This is a genomic window from Pseudoalteromonas sp. S8-8 (genome assembly GCF_000497875.1).
GTDB classification, from domain to species: domain Bacteria; phylum Pseudomonadota; class Gammaproteobacteria; order Enterobacterales; family Alteromonadaceae; genus Pseudoalteromonas; species Pseudoalteromonas arctica.
Map to the genome: position 1 here is coordinate 271,037 of NZ_AUTR01000035.1, position 19,679 is coordinate 290,715.

The window sequence follows — 19,679 nt, forward strand, 5'->3', positions numbered from 1 at the left end:
ATATATGCAGAGCCTTTGGGCTGAGTAAAGTGGCATAAAGTACTATTCAGCAAGGCGTGCATTGTGTGACCAGTTGTTTAAAAAGATCAATTTAATTTACTAATCGACTAGATAAATTTATTTCGTTGGTGTTTTTTTACCTGTAGCGTATAAGTCACTTTTTTATTAAGGGCACATTTATGACAGCAAAGATCACAGTTGGTTGGCGTGAGTGGTTAAGTTTACCTGAGCTTGGTATTAACGAGATAAAAGCAAAAATTGATACTGGCGCTCGCACTTCATGTATTCATGCAATTAACATTGAAGAATACGAAGTTGACTCAGAAAAATGGGTTAAATTTACGGCCCAGCCACTGCAAGATGATGAGCAAACGCAAGTCACTTGCAATGCAAAAGTTAAAAAAATGAAGTACGTAACCAGCTCAAGTGGGCAAAAAGAGTTACGTTACTTTATAGAGACTACATTGCATGCAGACGAGCACAGCTGGCCTATCGAGCTTACTTTAACAAGCCGTGCAACAATGAAGTTTAGAATGTTATTAGGGCGTACAGCCATGGAAAATCGTATAGTCGTTGACCCGGCTTTATCTCAACTATTAGGTCGTAAGGTTTAACTATGAAAATCGGTATTTTATCTCGCAACAGAAAATTATATTCAACACGTCGCTTAATTGAGGCGGCAGAGGCACGCGGTCACGAAGTTAAAGTGATTGATGCATTGCGCTGTTATATGAATATCAACTCTGAGCAACCAGAAATTCACTATCGCGGTGAAAACTTAAAAGAATTTGACGCAATCGTCCCGCGTATTGGTGCATCGGTTACATTTTATGGCTGTTCGGTACTTCGTCAGTTTGAAATGATGGGTGTTTACCCTGTAAACGAATCAGTCGCTATTTCTCGTTCGCGCGATAAATTACGCTCACTTCAGTTACTTTCGCGCAAAGGCGTTGGTATGCCAGTAACAGGTTTTGCTAGCAAACCAGATGATGTAAAAGACTTACTAGAAATGGTAGGCGGTGCACCTGTTGTAATTAAATTACTTGAAGGCACACAAGGCATTGGTGTTGTACTTGCTGAAACACGCAAAGCGGCTGAAAGTGTTATTGAAGCATTTATGGGCTTAAAAGCTAATATTATGGTTCAGGAATACATTAAAGAAGCGGGTGGTGCCGATATACGTTGTTTCGTATTAGGCGATAAAGTAATAGCAGCTATGAAGCGCCAAGCACAAGAAGGTGAGTTCCGCTCTAACCTTCACCGTGGTGGTAGTGCTAGATTAGTTCGTATTACTCCAGAGGAGCGTAAAACGGCAGTAGCGGCGGCTAAATCAATGGGCTTGAACGTAGCGGGAGTTGATTTACTTCGCTCATCTCGTGGACCACTTGTGATGGAAGTAAACTCATCACCAGGTTTAGAGGGCATTGAAATAGCAACAGGTAAAGACATTGCAGGCATGGTGATTGATTTCATCGAAAAAAATGCCTCAAGTAAAGGAACAGCAACACGTGGCAAAGGTTAAAATTAACCGTCCTTTTACCTTATTAGGTGAAAGTGTAGGCGTAGGCGAGCGTAAAACACTTGCCTTAGAGGCAGCTAAGCTTTATACCCATTCACCACTTAATATTCCTATTGAAGTGGTTAACGGTGTAATGGAAGGTCCTGTGCTTATGGTGTGTGCGGCTATTCATGGTGATGAGCTAAATGGCGTAGAAGTTGTGCGTCAGTTAATTGCTAAAATAGACCCAAGCCAACTGCGCGGCACAATAATCGCTGTGCCTATTGTGAATGTGTTTGGCTTTATTCATAAATCGCGTTATTTACCAGACCGACGCGATATGAACCGTAGTTTCCCAGGTTCTGAGCGTGGCTCACTTGCTGGGCGTATGGCTTATATGTTTTTTAATCAAGTGGCAATACATTGTACCCACATTATTGATTTACATACTGGCGCTATTCATCGAACTAACTTACCGCAAATTCGCGCTAACTTAGCTGATGAAGCAACCGCTGAAATGGCTAAAGCATTCGGCACGCCAGCAGTTATAGATGCATCATTGCGTAATGGCTCATTACGAAGTGAAGCAGCAAACCTAGGTATACCGGTTATAACCTATGAAGCTGGTGAAGCACTGCGTTTTGATCCAATCGCAATTGCGGCAGGTGTGCAGGGTGTTGATTATGTTATGCGTCATTTAAAAATGATCCGTGGCAAGCGTCCTAAAAAGTTACCAGATCCTATTATTGCAGGTTCAACTAGTTGGATACGTGCCGAAGTTGATGGTATTGTGCGTGCACAAGTATCACTGGGTGAGCATGTAACTAAAGGGCAAGTACTTGCTTATATTAGTAGCCCACTAGGTGACTCTGAGCTTGAGCTTTTAGCGCCTAAAGGCGGTATTGTTATTGGTCAGCAAACGATGCCATTAGTAAATGAAGGTGATGCGGTATTCCACCTTGCTTACTTTGCAAATGACAATAGTTTAGTAGAGCAGCAACTAGAGAACTTTATTGATGAGATAAATGATTTAGATGACGAGCTTAAAACAGCAGAACTAAATAACTAATAGCTAGGGCGTGTTTAACTTTGCGGATTGAAATTTGTTCAATCTAGGGGCGATTAAATCGCGGCGCGAGGTTTGTAACCTAGTGGGCTAAGTAAAAACCGAGTAACAAAGAGTTTATCGCCCCTAGGCAGAACCCGAAGGGCAGCGCATGTTTGGCATTTATGCTGCGTTATCGCCTATTTATGGGGAGTAACCACACTTCATAGGCTCTGCCTTGCCTAAAAACCAAACATACTGCTGCAAATTCAACCATCAAAGATCAACACGCCCTAGTCTTAATTTTGGTTAGTTAAAGCATTAAAAAGCCGCAGAAGGTAATTATCTTCTGCGGCTTTTTTGTGACTATTACTTTTTTAACTATGTTTTTTAGGGCCAATAATACGCTTTATAACGGGAGCTTTTGTTGGCTTTGGTTCTTTATTTAAAACCATGACAGGGCGTGTCACAAATAAATTATTAGGGTAAATTACACGGTGCCCATCAATATGCTCAAGTACTACATTCATTAAGCCCATTTCAACAATGCGCCCTTCAACATGATTTGCACCATCAATAATTCGTACCCAATAGTCAACACGGCAATCGTTTTGAATAAACATTAGTAAAAATGCGGTGAGATTACTTAATAATGACCAGGCAGCGAAGAGTGCTACGCCCAACATAGCGAATAAAGAGGAGCCTAAAACCAATAAGCCACGAAGCTCTATACCCCAAAATACTAAAACTAAACACAGCACGACAAAGGCGAGTATAATTTTTAGTAAGAGCTCTGCACGGTATTTTCGGTGTAAATCAACTTTCCCCTTAATTGCTTTTTCGAGTAATTTTTTGGTTATTTTTAATAGCAGAGGGAAAACCAAAATAGCGATTATAGTTACAATTAACTTATATTGTGATGCAAACAATTCTAAAACTTCTATTATTTCCACATTAGGCCCTGAACTTTTATACCAATTTAATTCAATTGGTATTAGTTTAACGCGTTTGTATTATTTAAAAAGTGTTTTTAACGCTCACTAACCACTGTACTGAGTCTACGTCATCGTAGCTATCAACTGGGGCTGCAATATCAATGTGGATCATGGTTCCTGAGTTTGCACGACTTGGTGCTAAACGAAGACCCACGCCTATATTTTTTAATACATGTGAATTTTCGCCGTTATTCTCATCGTTAAACCATGCTCTGCCTACATCTACAAAAGCTGCGCCACCCACTTTAAATAGTTGTAGTAAATCGTACTCCCAGTAATAGCGCTTTTCTAGATTAACTAAAAAGCTGCGGTCGCCATGTTGATAATCCATAGGGTAACCACGCAGGCCTGTTTCGCCGCCTAAAGTAAGTTGTTGATCAGCAGTAAGGTTTTTTGCGTATTGCATCCGAGCTTTAACATACCAAGATTGGTCTTCACTGGTATTTAAATAATATTGTACTTGGCTAGTGGCCATAAAGTTTTCGAGTTTTTTCTGTTCTTTATTCCAATAGCCATCAATATCAGCACTAAAACGCCATAAGGTATTATCGTTAGTAAAGTGGGCTTTTTTAAAGTTAAAAGAATACACCGCGCGGCTGTCGTCATTACTTAATGATTCGTCTGAATAGCCAATTAAGCTTTTAATATTCCAACCTAAGTTTAAATCCTCAGTGCGAGATATACTGTCAAAATTGCGCACTTTTATGTAGTTATCTTCAAACCAATGGCCGCTTATAAAGGGATAACTTAAACTTCTGTCATCGGCAAGTGGTGCAAATGTAGTGTCTATAGCTTCAAAGGTATGCTGCTCGTCGGTATAACCTAAGGTTAAGCGTTGGGTCCAATTATTATTAAGCGCTTTAGAGTGTCCTATAAATGCACGGTTTAAATCAGTAGTTTGATCAAATTCGCTAAACTCTTCGCCGCGTTTATATAGTGACTCTTCGCGCTGCTCAGAATAGCTTAAAATACCGTAACTAAAAGGGGTGTCTATCGCGTAAAATGGATAGGTTAGCTCAAGTAAATGGCGCTTGCCATCGCTGTTATCAGCGTACTCTAAACGGCCGCGGTAGCGAGTAGATAAAATATTAGGATCGTCGTAAACAAATAAATAACCGCTACGATCGCTGTCGGTCGTGCGTGACAACGAAAGGCGCTTCCCCCAACCAAGCAGGTTTGATTCTCTAAAACCTATACTCGATTTATTTTCTCCGCCGCTACGGCTAAAGTTTACTTCAGGTAAAAGTGTCCATAAATCACGGGTAACCACTTCTACATTAACATCGCCGTCGCAGTTTTCGATTGCACTAATTTGTGCATCATATAAGTAGCTTTCTTTACGAAGTAGGCGCTCAGACTCTGCAAGCTTTTTAGCATCGTACTTGTCACCTGGGGAGAATAATAAAAGGTTATTAATGACATCGGGCTCTGTTTGAATATGAGCGCGGTTAGCAAATCGGAATAGGGCATTATTTTCCTCTTCAAGCTCAGTATTAAATACATTAAGTTGCTTGAGCTTTATTGAGGCTATTTTAGCGTTACTATTACTGTGCGTGAGGGTTGTTTTGTCTTGAACTTCTCGGCGTAAGTTTTTATTTGTGCTTAAATCTGTCTGTTCTAGAAGGCAGTTATCGGTTTTCATTGAAGATTGTTGTGCGAATGCATTAGGCACATAAAAGCTTAAAACCGTTAAGCTAATACAACATTGTGCTATCCATTTCTTGTTCACCATTAAACCTCTTTACTGCTACGTAGCAAATGACTATCGTAATATCAGCTTACATCATTGTTATTATAATGTAAGTAAAAGGTATGGATTTTGAAACTAATTAATTGTTACTCATATTCACTTATGTTAATAACCAACTTGGTTTAGAACCGCCTGTGCGCGGGGTATTAAAAGCTAACTTAAATAAAATGCTAAAGCGGCTAATAAGTGCTCAGCTTCATGGCCTTCGGCATTAATCCAAATACTTTGGCTATAATGCTCATAGTTTAAATTAAAGGTCTGCTGATTATAGGTAAAGCGGACTTGATGGCGATCGGCGCCTGCAGAATACTCATTGAGTGTTACATCATCTGAGTGTAAAAAGAGTGTACTCCACAGCTCAAAGTCTTCATCGTGTGGAGGCTCGACTGGCGTAATTAAAATGTATTTATGGGCGTGGTCATATTCTATTTGGGTCATAAGGTTCTTAATTTGTAGCTAGGTAATTGCGAATTGCCGTTAAAAATTCGCCGCCGTACTTATTTAATTTAGTAAAACCGACACCCGACACTTTTAAAAATTCACTGTCGTTTGTTGGCATAAGCTGCGCCATTTCGGCTAGCGTTTTATCATTAAATACCACATAAGGTGGTACATCATCGGCATCAGCAAGTTCTTTACGTAGTGCGCGCAGGCGAGCAAACAGTTTTTTGTCGTAATTGAATTGCGCTAACTTATCTTGATAAACGTGTTTGGCTTGCAGGCGTGGCTCGGCTAATTGCAGTGCGTACTCACTTTTTAAAATTGCACGCGCGGCTTCGGTTAACCTAAGTGACGCACCTTGCGTTATATCTTGGCTAAGTAAGCCTTGATGAATAAGCTGGCGTAAAATACTAAGCCAAAATTCACTGCTTTTATCTTTACCTATGCCGTAAGTGCTTAGCTCATGATGATTGTTATCGCGTATGCGGCTAGTATTTGCACCACGTAGTAATTCAACAATGTACCCAAGACCAAAGCGCTGGTCAGCTCTATACACACAAGAAAGCGCTTGTTGGGCAACTAATGTACCGTCAAAGCTTTTAGGTGGATTTAGACAAATATCGCAGTTACCACAAGGTTCGCGCTGATACTCACTAAAATAGTTAAGCAATATTTGGCGGCGACACGTTTGTGCTTCTGCAAAGCTTGCCATTGCGTTAAAGCGTTGTTCTTCTACACGGCGGCGTTGCTCGTCGTCTATGTCTTCAAAAAAGCGCCTTACGCGACCTATATCAGCTGGGTCAAAATACATTATGGCTTCTGCGGCAAGTCCATCTCGCCCAGCTCGGCCTGTTTCTTGATAGTACGACTCTATACTTTTTGGAATATCGTAATGCAGTACAAAACGCACGTTAGGCTTGTTTATACCCATACCAAAAGCAACGGTTGCGACCACTATTTGTATATCGTCACGGGCAAAACCAGTTTGTACAAATTGTCGTTGCTCATTACTCATACCTGCATGGTAGGCAGCGGCGTTAATACCTGCATCAGCTATTTTTTCAGCTATATCGTCTACACGTTTACGGCTGGTGCAATAAATAATACCACTTTGGCTTTTTTGTTCTTTTAAGTAGCGAAGTAGTTGCACCATAGGTTTAAATTTTTCTTCTATGGTGTAGCGAATATTGGGGCGATCAAAGCTGCCAGTATGAATATAAGGCTGTTGTAATTTTAGTTGCTCAACTATATCAAAACGGGTGGCTTTATCGGCAGTTGCAGTGAGCGCCATCATGGGTACATGTGCAAAACGTTGCTTTAATTCGTTTAAGCGAAAGTAATGAGGCCTAAAATCGTGACCCCAATGCGACACACAATGCGCTTCGTCAATGGCAAATAAGCTTACATTTAAATGCGATAAACGCTCTAAAAATTCGCGTTGTAATACTTTTTCAGGTGCCACATATAAAAGCTTAATTTGCCCCTGATGAAGCTGTTGATACACCAATTGCTGCTCTTCTCGCGCTAAGCTGTTATTTACGTAAGCGGCTTTAACCCCAAGTGCTTGAAGTTGACTTACCTGATCTTGCATTAGCGATATGAGCGGAGATATAACAATAGTGACGCCTTCAAGCACTAAAGCGGGTATTTGATAGCAAACCGATTTTCCGCCGCCAGTAGGGAGCAATACAAGCGAGTCTTGGCCGTTAATAGCAGCATCAATAACTGTTTTTTGGCCGTCGCGAAATTCACTGTAGCCAAACACTTGTTTGAGGACAGTTTCGGGTTTACGCACAAGGGTGCTAGAAGGTGGTGTTGATGTATTCATTGGCGGGTATTTTAGTGGTTTTTTAGTGAGATGTCTTTAGCTGAGTTACTTATACCAATCCGCAATACTACTTAATCAATTTGAGGGATCAAATCTGACGCTAGCTGCGTTAAAAATTTCTGATATAGAACAACTAAATAACGAGTTTTTTGCCTTGTTATAGACACTATTTTCTTACCTCCAGATAGATCACTTAATTAAGCTAATTGGTATTAACCTCAACTCTATTGTAAGTAAATTAAACTCTGGTAGTGTTGAAACCGCTTATTAAGATAGATCTGCTTTCTTAAAGTTAGGTTGCTAAGTAAATGATTTAACTAGAACCTCGTAGTTTTGCTTAAGTTATGCTTTACTCATCGTACCAGTTTAAACATAGAGAATAATAATGAATAAAGAAATGTTAATTGAACAAGTGGGTGCATTATTTGTAAATGGCATGCCGTTCAACCAGTTTTTACAAATATCGGTTGAGTCTTTAAGCCCTGAACAGGCCAAAATTACGTTTCCGTGGCAGGATGTACTCATTGGTAACCCTGCGCAAAAAATACTGCACGGTGGTGTTATTTCAGCCGTACTTGATAATGTAGGCGGTATGCTCGCTGCAGCAAGCGTGATTGATAAGCTCACCGATTTAGATATCACAAGTGTGCAAACAAAATTAGCCACGCTTGGGACTATCGACTTGCGCACTGATTATTTGCGCCCTGGTAAAGGAGAGACCTTTACAGCGAGTGCCACACTTATTCGCTCAGGTAATAAAGTGTGTGTTTGTCGAATGGAATTACATAATGAGCAATCAGTTCAAATTGCTTTTGGGACAGGCACGTATTTAGTTGGATAAAACGTGTATGGGAAGTAAACTAGCGGCCTTTTAAATCACTAAGTGTTTATTATGTCGATTGATACTGAGCAGCGTAAAGGTGCTATTTTTGCTTGTCTTGCTTTTTTTATGTGGGGCCTTGCGCCAATATATTTTAAGTTAATTCAGCATGTTTCTGCCTTTGAAATTTTAATGCATCGGGTTGTTTGGTCGGTTGTATTTTTAGTGCTAGTAGTAAGTGTTTTAAAGTATTGGGATAAAGTTAAACGCATTATTGTTCAGCCTAAGCTTTTGCTTATGCTTGTTATTACCTCAACATTACTAGGGTTTAACTGGGGTTTATTTATATGGGCTATAAATAATAACCATATGCTTGATGCGAGTTTGGGCTATTACATAAACCCTCTTTTAAATGTATTACTGGGTATGCTCTTTTTAGGTGAACGCCTGCGTAAGTTTCAAGGTGTAGCAGTGGCACTGGCCTTTACCGGTGTTGTGCTGCAGCTAATTAGTTTTGGCTCGTTTCCGGTAGTGGCATTTTCATTAGCTATATCGTTTGCGCTTTATGGTTTGTTACGTAAAAAACTACCCGTTGAAGCCTTGCCAGGCATTTTGCTTGAAGCACTTATATTACTGCCTGTTGCACTCATTTATTGGTGGTTAATGGCACCTTCTGCAACATCAAGCCTGCCAGCTAACGATTGGCATACTAATGCATTACTGATTAGTGCAGGTATTGTAACTACATTACCACTGCTGTGTTTTACTGGCGCCGCTAAGCGTTTGCAATACACTACATTAGGCTTTTTTCAGTATATTGGGCCAAGCCTAATGTTTATACTAGCTGTGGTGTTTTATGGTGAAGTGTTTGATGCAGAGCGTGTAGTAACATTTGCATGTATTTGGAGTGCACTGGCTATTTTTAGTTGGGACTCTTACCATCAATCGCGCAAACGTAAAAAAGCGGCTATTACAGCCGCAGAAGTATAATTAAGCTAATAGAGCTGCTAGCTAACTACTTTATTACGACCAGATTCTTTAGCGTCGTAAAGCTTTAAGTCGGCCTGTTTTAATAATTCATCAATTTGATAAACAGGCCCGTTTGCAAAACCAATAGAAATGGTGAATTTTATTTTAGCTTTACTAAACTCCTGGCTATTCATTTCTATAAAGTACCTAAAACCTTCAAGTCTTTTTAGTGCTTCTTGTTTATCCGCATTTGCAAAGTAAACGGCAAACTCTTCACCACCTAAGCGGGCTACTAAATACTTTTTAAAATATTTACTAAAGCAAATAGAGAGTCCTTTTAATACTTCGTCGCCAACATCGTGCCCGTATGTATCGTTAATTGATTTAAAGTGATCAATATCAAGCATAGCTAAAGCACCATCACCTTTAGTATGTTTTATTTGCTTTAATGATTTTTCAGCTTCTTCAAAAAAGTAACGACGATTTGGTAAATTGGTTAAATAATCCGTGTTGGCTTGTCGCCTTATAGTGGCTATAAGTTCTAACATATCGACGTTTTGACTAAGCCTGCAGTAAAACTCTTCGCTATTAAAAGGTTTATGTAAATAATCGTTTGCGCCATTTTTTAAAAATAAACTAGAAAGCCCTACATAGTCAGAGCCCGAAATACCAATAATGGCTTTTTCGTCGTTGCTATATAAGCGGCGAATTTCGCTACATAACTCATCACCATTCATGTTTGGCATTTCGTTATCAGTAATGATGACTGAAATGTCGGGTGAATTTTCGAGCATTTTTAATGCTTCTTTTCCGTCTTGTGCTTCAATAATTTGATATTTGTGACGAACTAATAGGCTGCAAATGTATCGGCGAGTCGATTTAGAGTCATCAACAACCAGTACTTTTACATTTTCGTTGCGGGGTAAGCGATGCAATTGTTTTTCGAGGTATTGGTATGCTTGTTTGTTTTCTTTAATGATGTAATCGATGATTGGGTATTTTTCTACAGTGTCGCGAGTTTTTTTATCAATATTGCCCGTCATTACAATAGTTGGAATGTCTGCATTAATAGTACAAGGTACAGCTTCACCAGATGGGGCATCAGGTAATATGAAGTCAACTACAGCGCAAAAATAGCTATTTTTACTTATAAGCTCTTTTGTTTGCGCTAATGACTCAGCTATATCAACTTCATAACCAGCCTTAAGCGCGATGTGCTTTTGCACTCGCGCCATTGCAGGTGTATCTTCAACTATTAGTATTTTTCGCGTCACGGAACAACCCTGTTTATATTTTGCAAAAATATTTGCTTATACAAGTTGTAACTGTTAAAACGCAAAAAAGCAAATAACTTAAGTACTTACAGATTATCCGCTTCTGAATAATACTCTTGGCTAATCGGTGCCGGCCCTGACATTTTTGAGCGGCCAAATAAAGTATGAAACTTAGTTTTGCAAGTCGTTAGTTTTAAGTATTTTACCCAAGCTCGTTCGATTGGGTTGGTAGGTTCTTGTGAGCCAGTTACGACTGCTACAAACTGTTCTTGGTGTTCGTTTTGCGGCTCAATTGTTTTACTGTATAAGCCTTTTAAAACAACTCCGTGTTGTTCAAGTATGCTGGCTTCTAATAAGGTGAAGTTTCCGCTGCGGCTAAAGCCTCGTGGAAAGTTTTGATCATCATAAAATTGACGTTGGCTAACAAATGCTTGGCGTAGTAATGAAATGTTATTGCTCATAGCTTTATCCTCATACCTTAGTAATTAGCTGGAGTATGATGCAAGTTTGGCAATTTATTAAACAAATTATTTTTATCGTGAGGATAAAAAATTGGATATCGATTTATTAAAAACATTCGTTGAGGTAGTGCGTACGCGTCACTTTGGTAAAGCGGCCGAAAACCTTTATATTACGCAGTCTGCAGTGAGCTTTAGAATTCGCCAATTAGAGCAAGGACTTGGTGTTAATTTGTTTATTCGCCAGCGTAATAACATTCAACTTACAGCACCTGGCGAGCGTTTATTACCCCATGCACAAATGATTATTACGGGCATGCAGCGGGCCAAAGTCGATGTTGCACTTGCCGACAATATGCATAAGCAAATTAGCTTAGCAGGAACGCCTAATATTTGGGATGCTTTTTTACAGTTTGGTATAACAAATATTGTATCGGCGATGCCGGGCGTGTCATTAGTCGCAGAAGTTAAAGCACAACAAGAAAGCACTCGGCTGTTATTAGAACGCACGCTTGATTTGGCAATATTGTTTGATCCACCAAAAGTAGACGAGTTAGTAGTAGAGCGAATCTGTGAGTTGCCAATCATTCCAGTAAGCGGATACGACACTGCAACGAACGAAAACTTTTTTGATAATCAGTATGTATATGTTGATTGGGGAACTACTTTCTCACTTTGGCATGCACGCCAGTTTACTGGAAAAACCCCTCCTTATTTTAGAACTAGCACAGGACGTATTGCACTTGATTTAATACTGCAATGTGGCGGCAGTGCGTTTATACCTCAAGTATTGGTAGAAGGGCATTTAGAAAAAGGTGAGTTGTTTCATGTTAAAGGGGTAGAAAACACCTCAAGAGACGTATTTATTGCGTATCACAGAGACAACGAGCAAAAAGAGCTAATAGAAACCTTAGTTAATTTACTTTCGCAAATGACGCCAAGCTTGTCATTAAAGCAAGGTAAGTAAGTTCGGCCGTTTATTAAGCTTTCATGTTATTTTGATTTCACATTTAATGCATTTTTATTAATAAAAAAAGACATTAATATTTCCATTGTAATATTACTGTCATTTAGCGGTGACAAAATGCAGCAGTTTTAAAAATTAGTCTTTTGTGATTATCCAAGGAAATAACATGAAATTTGTAAAATCGAGCTTATGCTTAGCACTATTAAGTGGTTTATCTTTTAATGCACTTGCTGATGTAGACATTTACGGTAAAGCGAATGTAACAGTGCAATCATCTGATGATGGCGAAGGGTCTTTTACTGAGATAAAAAGTAATGCATCTCGTCTTGGTGTTAAAGGTTCTGAAAAAATAAATGATAGTTTAGAAGCGGTATATAAGTTTGAGTTTCAAGTGGATGTGTCTGATGCTGATTCAAAAGGCGATAACGACGACAATATTTCTGCGCGTAACCAATACGTTGGTTTAAAAGGTGCGTTTGGCCAAGTGGTTATTGGTCGTAACGATACTGCGCTTAAACAATCTCAAGGTAAGTTAGATTTATTTAACGATCTTGAAGGCGACATTAAAAATGTATTTAAAGGTGAAAACCGCTTAGGAAATACAGTTAGTTATTCATCAAACTCATACGAAGGCTTTAAAGTACTTGCTACTTTTGTAGCTGAAGACGATGTAGACGCTGATAACGGCTATTCAATGGCGGTGACATACGGTGACGTGGCACTTAAAAAGAGCGCGGTATACGCCTCTATTGCAGCCGATAGCGAAGTAAATGGCTATGATGTAGTGCGTGCATCAATCCAAGGTAAAGTTGAAAACTTTAAATTGGGCGCAATGTACCAAACACAAGAAGCAGTAGATGGCAGCGCAGAAGCGGATGGTTACTTGCTAAATGCTGCTTACAGCATGGGTAACAACACATTTAAAGTGCAATACCAAGATATGGACTTTGACGACAGCGACGATAAGTCAGCAATTTCAGTTGGTCTTGATCACAAATTAAATAAAAATATTAAAGTATTTGGTTTTTATTCAAGCTTCGATATGGACAACAACGTTGACCAAGACTACGTAGGCTTAGGTATGGAATACAAGTTTTAACGATTAGTTAAAACACTCCCTTTTTAACCGCGCTCTTTTGAGTGCGGTTTTTTTTGCTTTAAATTATTTACTTAGCCGCCCATAATAGAGCTTCATTTGGAATGAGGTGCGAGTCCTCGACTGTTCCCGCAACTGTAAGCAGCTGAGCTGTAAGTCAGATACAAATGGTATAATACCAATTTTATTAAAAACATGATCTTTCTAGCGAATTAAATAACTTACTAACTTAGTTAAAAATTATTGATATACGACTGCATGGATGCAGAGCAATGCAGGGAGCAATTAGTGATAACAACTATATGTCATAATTTCCGCCTTGTTATTAAGCTATTTATTTGTCGCTATAATAAATCACTAATTTAATGTAATTGGTATGAATTCTTTTAACGAGCGGGTTTACTCATTTTTTCTTGTAGTGCATTAGTATTTTTATCGCATTTTTAGTGAGTTTAACCTAGGGTCTGCTGAACTTTGCGGATTAAAATTTGTTCAAACTAGGGGCTATTTAATCGCGGCGCGAGGTTTGTAACCTAGTGGGCTAAGTAAAAACCGAGCAACAAAGAGTAAATAGCCCCTAGGAAGAACCCTTTGGGCAGCGCCTGTTTGGCATTAATGCTACGTTATCGCCCATTTATGGGGAATAACCACACTACATAGGCTCTGCCTTGCCTAAATACCAAACAGACTGTTGCAAATTTAACCTTGAAAGATCAACAGACCCTAGCCTAGGACTGACTATTGCACACTCAAACGCCATTAAATATACCATTACTAAACGTTAAAAACGTATCGTGGGGTATTGGCAATAAAACGATCCTCAAAAAAATAAACCTTAAAATAACTACAGGTAAATTTGTTGGTTTAATTGGACCTAATGGCGCAGGTAAATCGAGTTTATTGCGTTGTCTATATCGTTTTAATAAACCTAGTGATGGCATTGTAGAGTTTAACAACACCGACATTTGGCAGCTAAAAAGCGATGAGTACGCAAAAAAAGTAGCGGTTGTTTTACAAGAAACCCCGTCGCAATTTAACTTAAGCGTATTTGATGTTATTGCGCTTGGGCTAACGCCTCATAAATCGCTATTTAGCTCAATAACTAACATTGATAAACAAAAAATCATTCAAGCAATCAATACAGTCGGGTTGGTAGATCATAGTGAGCAAAGCTTTGAGTCACTTTCGGGCGGTGAAAAGCAACGTGCCTTGATAGCCCGCGCCATAGTCCAGCAACCTCAACTGTTAATAATGGACGAGCCAACTAGCCATTTAGATGTTAGATACCAAATACAGGTTATGGAGCTTGCTAAATCGTTGGGTGTAACGGTATTTGCATCGTTTCATGATTTAAACTTAGCCTCTGCAATGTGCGATGAACTAGTGGTTATTAAAAACGGTGAAATTACACATACAGGCACGCCAAGTGAGGTATTAACCGAAAACATGCTAGGCGAGGTTTTTGGTGTCTGCGCCCAAGTAAATAATCACCCGCAAATATCGAAGTCGGGAAATAGCATCCCTCATATCACTTACTTTTATGGTTACAAATAATATGAGCGCAGTTAATACTCGCCACTCACTTGCGCTATTTATAAGTGCTGCAGCTGCTTTATTTAGCTTATTTGCAGCACTTAGTTTTGGTGCAGCAGAAACCTCACTTCAAGACGTACTTAATAGTTTTTTACTCTCAAATGATGCGTCTTTTAATACGCGTATTATTTACGAGCTAAGAATGCCACGCACATTACTCGCCTTTTTAGCAGGCTCCGGCTTAGCAATTGCGGGGCTTATTTTACAAACGGTAACGCGCAACCCTTTAGCCGATCCTTACTTATTTGGTATATCGTCGGGTGCCTCATTTGGCGTGGTGTTACTTATGGCGCTAGCAGGCATTAGCGCAGGCTTTATGCTATCGGCAGCAGCACTGCTGGGCAGCTTACTCGCTATGAGTTTATTAATACTTATTGCAGGTAGGCAGCAAAGTGCACAGGTAGAATCAATGCTATTAGCTGGTGTTGCTCTGTCGTTTTTATTTAGTGCGTTTACCAGCTTGTTGCTTTATTGGAGCGACCCTCAGGCGGTAGCCGCTATTTTATTTTGGACACTGGGCAGCTTTGCTCGTGCGCAGTGGGCTACGCTTTGGTTACCTTTATTGGTAATTACATTGTGTACGTTTGTAATGCTGAGCTATAGAAGGCAGCTCAATGCCATGTTACTTGGCGATGAAAGCGCAATTACATTAGGTGTTAGGGTCCAGCGCTTTAGAATACTTATGCTAGTTTTGAGCTCATTAATTACCGCTGTGCTGGTGGCTATGTGTGGTGGTATTGGGTTTGTAGGATTAATGGTACCGCACATTGTGCGCTTTTTTATCTCCCAAGGCACCATCGCGGGATTGCTAGTAACCAGCTTAGTGGGCGGTACATTTATGGTGTGGGTTGATGTACTTTCGCGCTCCTTGCTAAAAAACCAAGAGTTACCCGTAGGCGTTATTACTGCTGCTATTGGTAGCGTGTTCTTTTTAAGTTTATTGTTTTTTAGAAAGCGAAGGGTGTAATTCCATGAAAACCTTAATGGTGCAAGGCACTACTTCCGACGCAGGTAAAAGTACCCTAGTTGCAGCCCTTTGCAGGGTATTTGCTAAGCGAGGGGTAAAGGTTGCGCCTTTTAAACCACAAAATATGGCACTTAATAGCGCAGTAACAAAAGATGGCGGCGAAATTGGTCGTGCGCAAGCTTTGCAAGCAATAGCGGCTAAAGTAGAGCCCGAAATAGACTTTAATCCTATTTTACTTAAACCTAATAGCGATACGGGCGCACAAGTGATTATTCACGGAAAAGCCATTAGCAATATGGAAGCGGGCAAATATCACGACTATAAAAAAGTGGCGATGGATGCAGTAATTACCTCACATAACCGCTTAGCTAAACGCTTTGATTTACTCCTTGTTGAAGGAGCGGGGAGTCCTGCTGAAATAAACCTGCGTGAAAACGATATTGCCAATATGGGTTACGCCGAAGAGGTAGATTGCCCTGTCATTATTATTGCCGATATTGATAAAGGTGGTGTGTTTGCACATTTGGTAGGTACACTTGCGTTGTTAAGCGAGTCAGAACAATCGCGCGTAAAAGGCTTTGTTATAAACCGCTTTAGAGGCGATATAGGTTTGCTGCAAGGCGGGCTAGATTGGCTTGAAGAATATACAAACAAACCCGTACTTGGCGTATTACCTTATTTGCACGACCTCGCGCTTGATGCTGAAGACGCCGTCGCAATTGATAATAATGTAACCAACGCCACAATTAATATTGCAGTGCTACTTGTACCACACATTAGTAACCACACCGATTTTGATGCACTGCGTTTGCACCCAAACATTAATATAAATTATGTGCGCCATACCCAAACGATCCCAGACGTTGATCTGATAATTCTCCCAGGCAGTAAAAATGTGCTGGGCGATTTAAATTTTTTGAAAAATGAAGGCTGGGACACTCAAATTAAGCGCCACTTACGCTATGGTGGCAAAGTACTTGGCATTTGTGGCGGCATGCAAATGCTGGGCAATACGCTCAACGATCCCGATGGTATTGAATCGTCATTAAAGCAAGTAAATGGACTTGCCCTGTGCGACTTTGAAACCACGCTAACAGCGCAAAAAGTATTAACTAAAATAACCGCTACACTGCTTTTAAATAACCAACAAACACCCTGTAGTGGTTACGAAATACATGCAGGAATTAGCCAAGGTGCAGCGCTTAATAAGCCATTTTTAACCTTTGATGAAAACCACCCAAATGGTTTTACGTTTGATGGCTTTATTAGCGATGATAACGCCATTGCGGGCACCTATTTACATGGTTTATTTGATGAAGCCGATGCTACATCGCAAATTTTAAAATGGGTAAAACCAAGCGCCTCAATTAATCCAATTAGTATTGCCACTCATCGCGAGCAGCAGTTAGAACGATTAGCAACCATGTGCGAAACGCATTTAAATATACAGCAAATTATCTCGATTTATGAAGGGCACAATAATGACTGAACAAAACAACGATAAGCACAAGCAGCGCCAACAAAAAGTAAAAGAACAAGTGGATGCGCGCGTTGCTGCAGCACAAGATGTAAAAGGTATTTTTCAGGTGATTACGGGTAATGGTAAAGGTAAATCAACCTCGGGTTTTGGCGTTGTAGCACGCTGCGTAGGGCATGGTAAAAAAGCAGCCGTTTGCCAATATATTAAAGGCACTTGGGAATGTGGCGAGCGTAATTTATTACAAGGTGCAGGCGTTGAGTTTGTTGTAATGAACACCGGTTTTACCTGGGATACACAAAATAAAGAAGCCGATACAGCGGCCGCCCAAGCAACATGGCAAGAGTCAAAACGCATGCTTGCTGATAGCAGTATTGATTTAGTATTACTCGATGAGCTTACGTATATGGTGACCTACGGCTACGTTGATTTAGATGAAGTAGTAACGGCGCTTAATAACCGCCCACCAATGCAGTCAGTTATTATTACAGGGCGTGCAGCGCATCGTACTTTAACCGACCTTGCCGACACTGTAAGCGAAGTGCGTAATGTAAAACATGCATTCGACTCAGGTATAAAAGCGCTTGAAGGGTTTGATTACTAATGCTTAAAGCGTTTTTTATTGGGGGGCTGCTTTTTAGTGTATCGGGTGATGCACTTGCAGAGCAAGTTAATGATTCTAAAAAACTGCGAATAATCGCGCTTGCACCACATATAGTCGAAAACCTATTTGCCATAGGGGCGGGCGATAATATTGTGGGCACGGTTGATTACGCCGACTACCCTGCTGAAGCCCAAAGTATTGAGCGCATAGGGGGTTATTACGGTATCTCACTTGAAAAAGTGTTGGCGCTTAAACCTGATTTAGTCATTGCGTGGAAAAGCGGAAATCAAAGCGAAGATTTAGCCCAAATAGAGCGCCTGGGCATAAAAGTATATTTGAGTAATCCCACCACAATCGCTGGAGTAGCCGACGAGTTACTTACTTTTGGTGAATTTACAGGGAACGTTAAGCAAAGCCAGCAAGCGGCAAATGCATTTAAACATAAGCTAAATGGTATTGTTAAAAGCCAGCAAGATAAAAAAAATATTACCGGGTTTTATCAGTTATGGGCTGAGCCCATGATGACAGTAAGTAAAAATACATGGATAAGCCAACTGATTGAAACATGCCATGTAAGTAATGTATTTGCACAGAGCGTTACAGATTACCCGCAAATTAGTATCGAAAATGTCATTGTTACTAAGCCACAAGTTATTATTATCCCTGATGAAAAATCAAAAACACCACAGCCGGTTGTTAATTGGCAAAAGTGGCCAGAAGTGCCCGCTGTTAAAAATGATCAATTTATTAGCGTAAATGCCGATTTATTACATCGTTTTACTCCGCGCATGCTAGATGGACTCGCGGATATGTGTGATAAAATAGACGCATCACGTAAACAGATTAAGAGTACACAATGAGCGATTGGGCTACATTTTTAGAAAGTGAATTACAGCAACCTTACATGCAGGAAACGTTAGAGTATGTGGCTAATCGCCGCAATGAAGGTGTTGCTGTTTATCCGCCTGAACCTCAAGTATTTAGTGCTTTTGATGCCACAGCACTAAATGACATCCGCGTTGTAATTTTAGGACAAGACCCATACCACGGAGAAGGGCAAGCGCATGGCTTGTGTTTTTCGGTATTGCCTGATGTAAAAAAGCTGCCGCCGTCGCTTAAAAATATGTACAAAGAGTTAGCTACCGATATCAGCGGGTTTACTGTTCCTGAACACGGGTTCCTGCAAAGCTGGGCAGATCAGGGCGTGTTTTTACTCAATACAGTATTGACCGTTGAGCAAGGGCAAGCGCATTCCCATAAGCATTTAGGATGGGAGCAATTTACCGATAATGTAATAGCGCATATTAATAAACACTGCGAAGGTGTGGTATTTATTTTATGGGGTGCACACGCAAAAAAAAAAGGTAAAGGCATAGATAGCGCTCGCCATCATGTTTTAAAAGGGCCGCACCCATCGCCGCTTTCGGCGCATAGAGGCTTCTTTGGTTGTCAGCATTTCTCACAAACGAATGAGCTACTACAAGCCCAAGATGAAAAACCGATTAACTGGCAGGTGTAAATAACCTGGGCTCTGAATAATAAATTTATCTCATGCAGCTATTTTCAGCGCATTAAAAAAGGCTTCCATATATCGGAAGCCTTTTTGTTTAGTTGGGGCGTATTGAATTAAAAGTCGAGCTCTTCAATTGCAATACTGTCTGTAAAGTAGTCTAGTTCTTGTAGTTCTTTACGTAGGCGCTGTTTGTCTTTTATTGCTTCTATTTCACGCCATTTTCTTTTTTTATTTTTCTGAGAGGTTTTCCTTGTTGTATCTGGTCCTTCTAATATCTCTAATATATCGTTTAGGCTATCCATGAACTTCTCCTATTGATTTTATTGACCTCAAGAATACCTATACCACAGGCCTAGTTAAAATAGAATAAAAAAGTGACAGTTA

Annotated in this window: 20 protein-coding genes and 1 riboswitch; of the genes, 13 read left to right on the forward strand and 7 right to left on the reverse strand. The window is 40.1% G+C overall.

Features of this window, described 5'->3' with window-relative positions; translation table 11 throughout:
• Positions 1-179 precede the first annotated feature (179 nt).
• Genes L659_RS0112015 through L659_RS0112025 form a run of 3 tightly spaced genes read left to right on the forward strand, consistent with a single transcriptional unit; the run spans position 180 to position 2,567 of the window.
• A complete protein-coding gene (locus L659_RS0112015; protein ID WP_024590696.1) occupies positions 180-614 on the forward strand; it encodes an ATP-dependent zinc protease family protein in 435 nt (144 codons plus the stop codon).
• A 2-nt stretch (positions 615-616) separates the two neighbouring features.
• The gene (rimK, locus tag L659_RS0112020; RefSeq protein WP_024590697.1) at positions 617-1,522 is read left to right on the forward strand and encodes a 30S ribosomal protein S6--L-glutamate ligase; all 906 of its coding nucleotides are present in this window, start codon (positions 617-619) and stop codon (positions 1,520-1,522) included.
• Positions 1,509-2,567 (forward strand): succinylglutamate desuccinylase/aspartoacylase family protein, encoded by a 1,059-nt coding sequence (locus tag L659_RS0112025; protein ID WP_024590698.1) that lies wholly within the window; start codon positions 1,509-1,511, stop codon positions 2,565-2,567. Before rimK ends, L659_RS0112025 begins: the two co-directional genes overlap by 14 nt.
• Before the next feature lie 353 nt (positions 2,568-2,920).
• Here L659_RS0112025 and L659_RS0112030 read toward each other — a convergent pair whose 3' ends face one another.
• The 4 genes from L659_RS0112030 to recQ all read right to left on the reverse strand — a co-directional run bounded on the left by L659_RS0112030 (position 2,921) and on the right by recQ (position 7,557).
• A complete protein-coding gene (locus L659_RS0112030) occupies positions 2,921-3,496 on the reverse strand; it encodes a mechanosensitive ion channel domain-containing protein (RefSeq protein ID WP_024590699.1) in 576 nt (191 codons plus the stop codon).
• Between the two features lie 64 nt (positions 3,497-3,560).
• Positions 3,561-5,270: a ShlB/FhaC/HecB family hemolysin secretion/activation protein gene (locus L659_RS0112035; protein WP_024590700.1), complete on the reverse strand. Its 1,710-nt coding sequence runs from the start codon at positions 5,268-5,270 to the stop codon at positions 3,561-3,563.
• Between the two features lie 171 nt (positions 5,271-5,441).
• Positions 5,442-5,726, reverse strand: coding sequence for a DUF3630 family protein (locus L659_RS0112040; protein WP_007583724.1), 285 nt, complete (start codon positions 5,724-5,726; stop codon positions 5,442-5,444).
• Positions 5,727-5,733: 7 nt separating this feature from the next.
• The gene (gene recQ / locus L659_RS0112045; RefSeq protein WP_024590701.1) at positions 5,734-7,557 is read right to left on the reverse strand and encodes a DNA helicase RecQ; all 1,824 of its coding nucleotides are present in this window, start codon (positions 7,555-7,557) and stop codon (positions 5,734-5,736) included.
• Between the two features lie 385 nt (positions 7,558-7,942).
• Between recQ and L659_RS0112050 the strand changes: the two genes are divergently transcribed.
• Both L659_RS0112050 and rarD read left to right on the forward strand, forming a co-directional pair.
• On the forward strand, positions 7,943-8,398 hold the full coding sequence (locus L659_RS0112050) for a thioesterase family protein (RefSeq protein WP_024590702.1): 456 nt from the start codon (positions 7,943-7,945) through the stop codon (positions 8,396-8,398).
• Positions 8,399-8,449: 51 nt separating this feature from the next.
• Positions 8,450-9,367, forward strand: coding sequence for an EamA family transporter RarD (gene rarD / locus L659_RS0112055; RefSeq protein WP_024590703.1), 918 nt, complete (start codon positions 8,450-8,452; stop codon positions 9,365-9,367).
• A gap of 17 nt (positions 9,368-9,384) precedes the next feature.
• On the opposite strand, the gene L659_RS0112060 is transcribed toward rarD, so the two are convergent.
• Together L659_RS0112060 and L659_RS0112065 are read right to left on the reverse strand one after the other, a co-directional pair.
• Complete coding sequence (locus L659_RS0112060) at positions 9,385-10,620, reverse strand: response regulator (RefSeq protein ID WP_024590704.1); 1,236 nt, start codon at positions 10,618-10,620, stop codon at positions 9,385-9,387.
• Positions 10,621-10,706: 86 nt separating this feature from the next.
• Positions 10,707-11,081 carry a DUF413 domain-containing protein gene (locus tag L659_RS0112065; RefSeq protein ID WP_002961378.1) on the reverse strand — a complete coding sequence of 125 codons (375 nt, stop codon included), beginning with the start codon at positions 11,079-11,081 and terminating at the stop codon, positions 10,707-10,709.
• Between the two features lie 91 nt (positions 11,082-11,172).
• Between L659_RS0112065 and L659_RS0112070 the strand changes: the two genes are divergently transcribed.
• From L659_RS0112070 to ung, 8 genes are all read left to right on the forward strand, one after another.
• Complete coding sequence (locus L659_RS0112070) at positions 11,173-12,045, forward strand: LysR family transcriptional regulator (RefSeq protein ID WP_010553277.1); 873 nt, start codon at positions 11,173-11,175, stop codon at positions 12,043-12,045.
• A 166-nt stretch (positions 12,046-12,211) separates the two neighbouring features.
• The gene (locus L659_RS0112075) at positions 12,212-13,144 is read left to right on the forward strand and encodes a porin (protein ID WP_024590705.1); all 933 of its coding nucleotides are present in this window, start codon (positions 12,212-12,214) and stop codon (positions 13,142-13,144) included.
• A 34-nt stretch (positions 13,145-13,178) separates the two neighbouring features.
• Positions 13,179-13,328, forward strand: a riboswitch (cobalamin riboswitch).
• 554 nt (positions 13,329-13,882) lie between these two features.
• Complete coding sequence (locus L659_RS0112080) at positions 13,883-14,695, forward strand: ABC transporter ATP-binding protein (RefSeq protein WP_024590706.1); 813 nt, start codon at positions 13,883-13,885, stop codon at positions 14,693-14,695.
• Between the two features lies 1 nt (position 14,696).
• A complete protein-coding gene (locus tag L659_RS0112085; protein ID WP_024590707.1) occupies positions 14,697-15,701 on the forward strand; it encodes a FecCD family ABC transporter permease in 1,005 nt (334 codons plus the stop codon).
• A 4-nt stretch (positions 15,702-15,705) separates the two neighbouring features.
• Entirely contained in the window at positions 15,706-17,190 is a 1,485-nt protein-coding gene (locus L659_RS0112090; RefSeq protein ID WP_024590708.1) for a cobyric acid synthase, read from the forward strand.
• The gene (cobO, locus tag L659_RS0112095) at positions 17,183-17,782 is read left to right on the forward strand and encodes a cob(I)yrinic acid a,c-diamide adenosyltransferase (RefSeq protein WP_007376484.1); all 600 of its coding nucleotides are present in this window, start codon (positions 17,183-17,185) and stop codon (positions 17,780-17,782) included. Before L659_RS0112090 ends, cobO begins: the two co-directional genes overlap by 8 nt.
• Complete coding sequence (locus tag L659_RS0112100) at positions 17,782-18,642, forward strand: cobalamin-binding protein (RefSeq protein WP_024590710.1); 861 nt, start codon at positions 17,782-17,784, stop codon at positions 18,640-18,642. The genes cobO and L659_RS0112100 overlap by 1 nt, the downstream gene beginning before the upstream one ends.
• Positions 18,639-19,301 (forward strand): uracil-DNA glycosylase, encoded by a 663-nt coding sequence (gene ung, locus L659_RS0112105; RefSeq protein ID WP_024590711.1) that lies wholly within the window; start codon positions 18,639-18,641, stop codon positions 19,299-19,301. The genes L659_RS0112100 and ung overlap by 4 nt, the downstream gene beginning before the upstream one ends.
• 107 nt (positions 19,302-19,408) lie before the next feature.
• Here the strand turns inward: ung and L659_RS0112110 are convergent, their stop codons facing one another.
• Positions 19,409-19,597 carry a DUF3545 family protein gene (locus tag L659_RS0112110; RefSeq protein WP_007583746.1) on the reverse strand — a complete coding sequence of 63 codons (189 nt, stop codon included), beginning with the start codon at positions 19,595-19,597 and terminating at the stop codon, positions 19,409-19,411.
• Between the last annotated feature and the right edge of the window lie 82 nt (positions 19,598-19,679).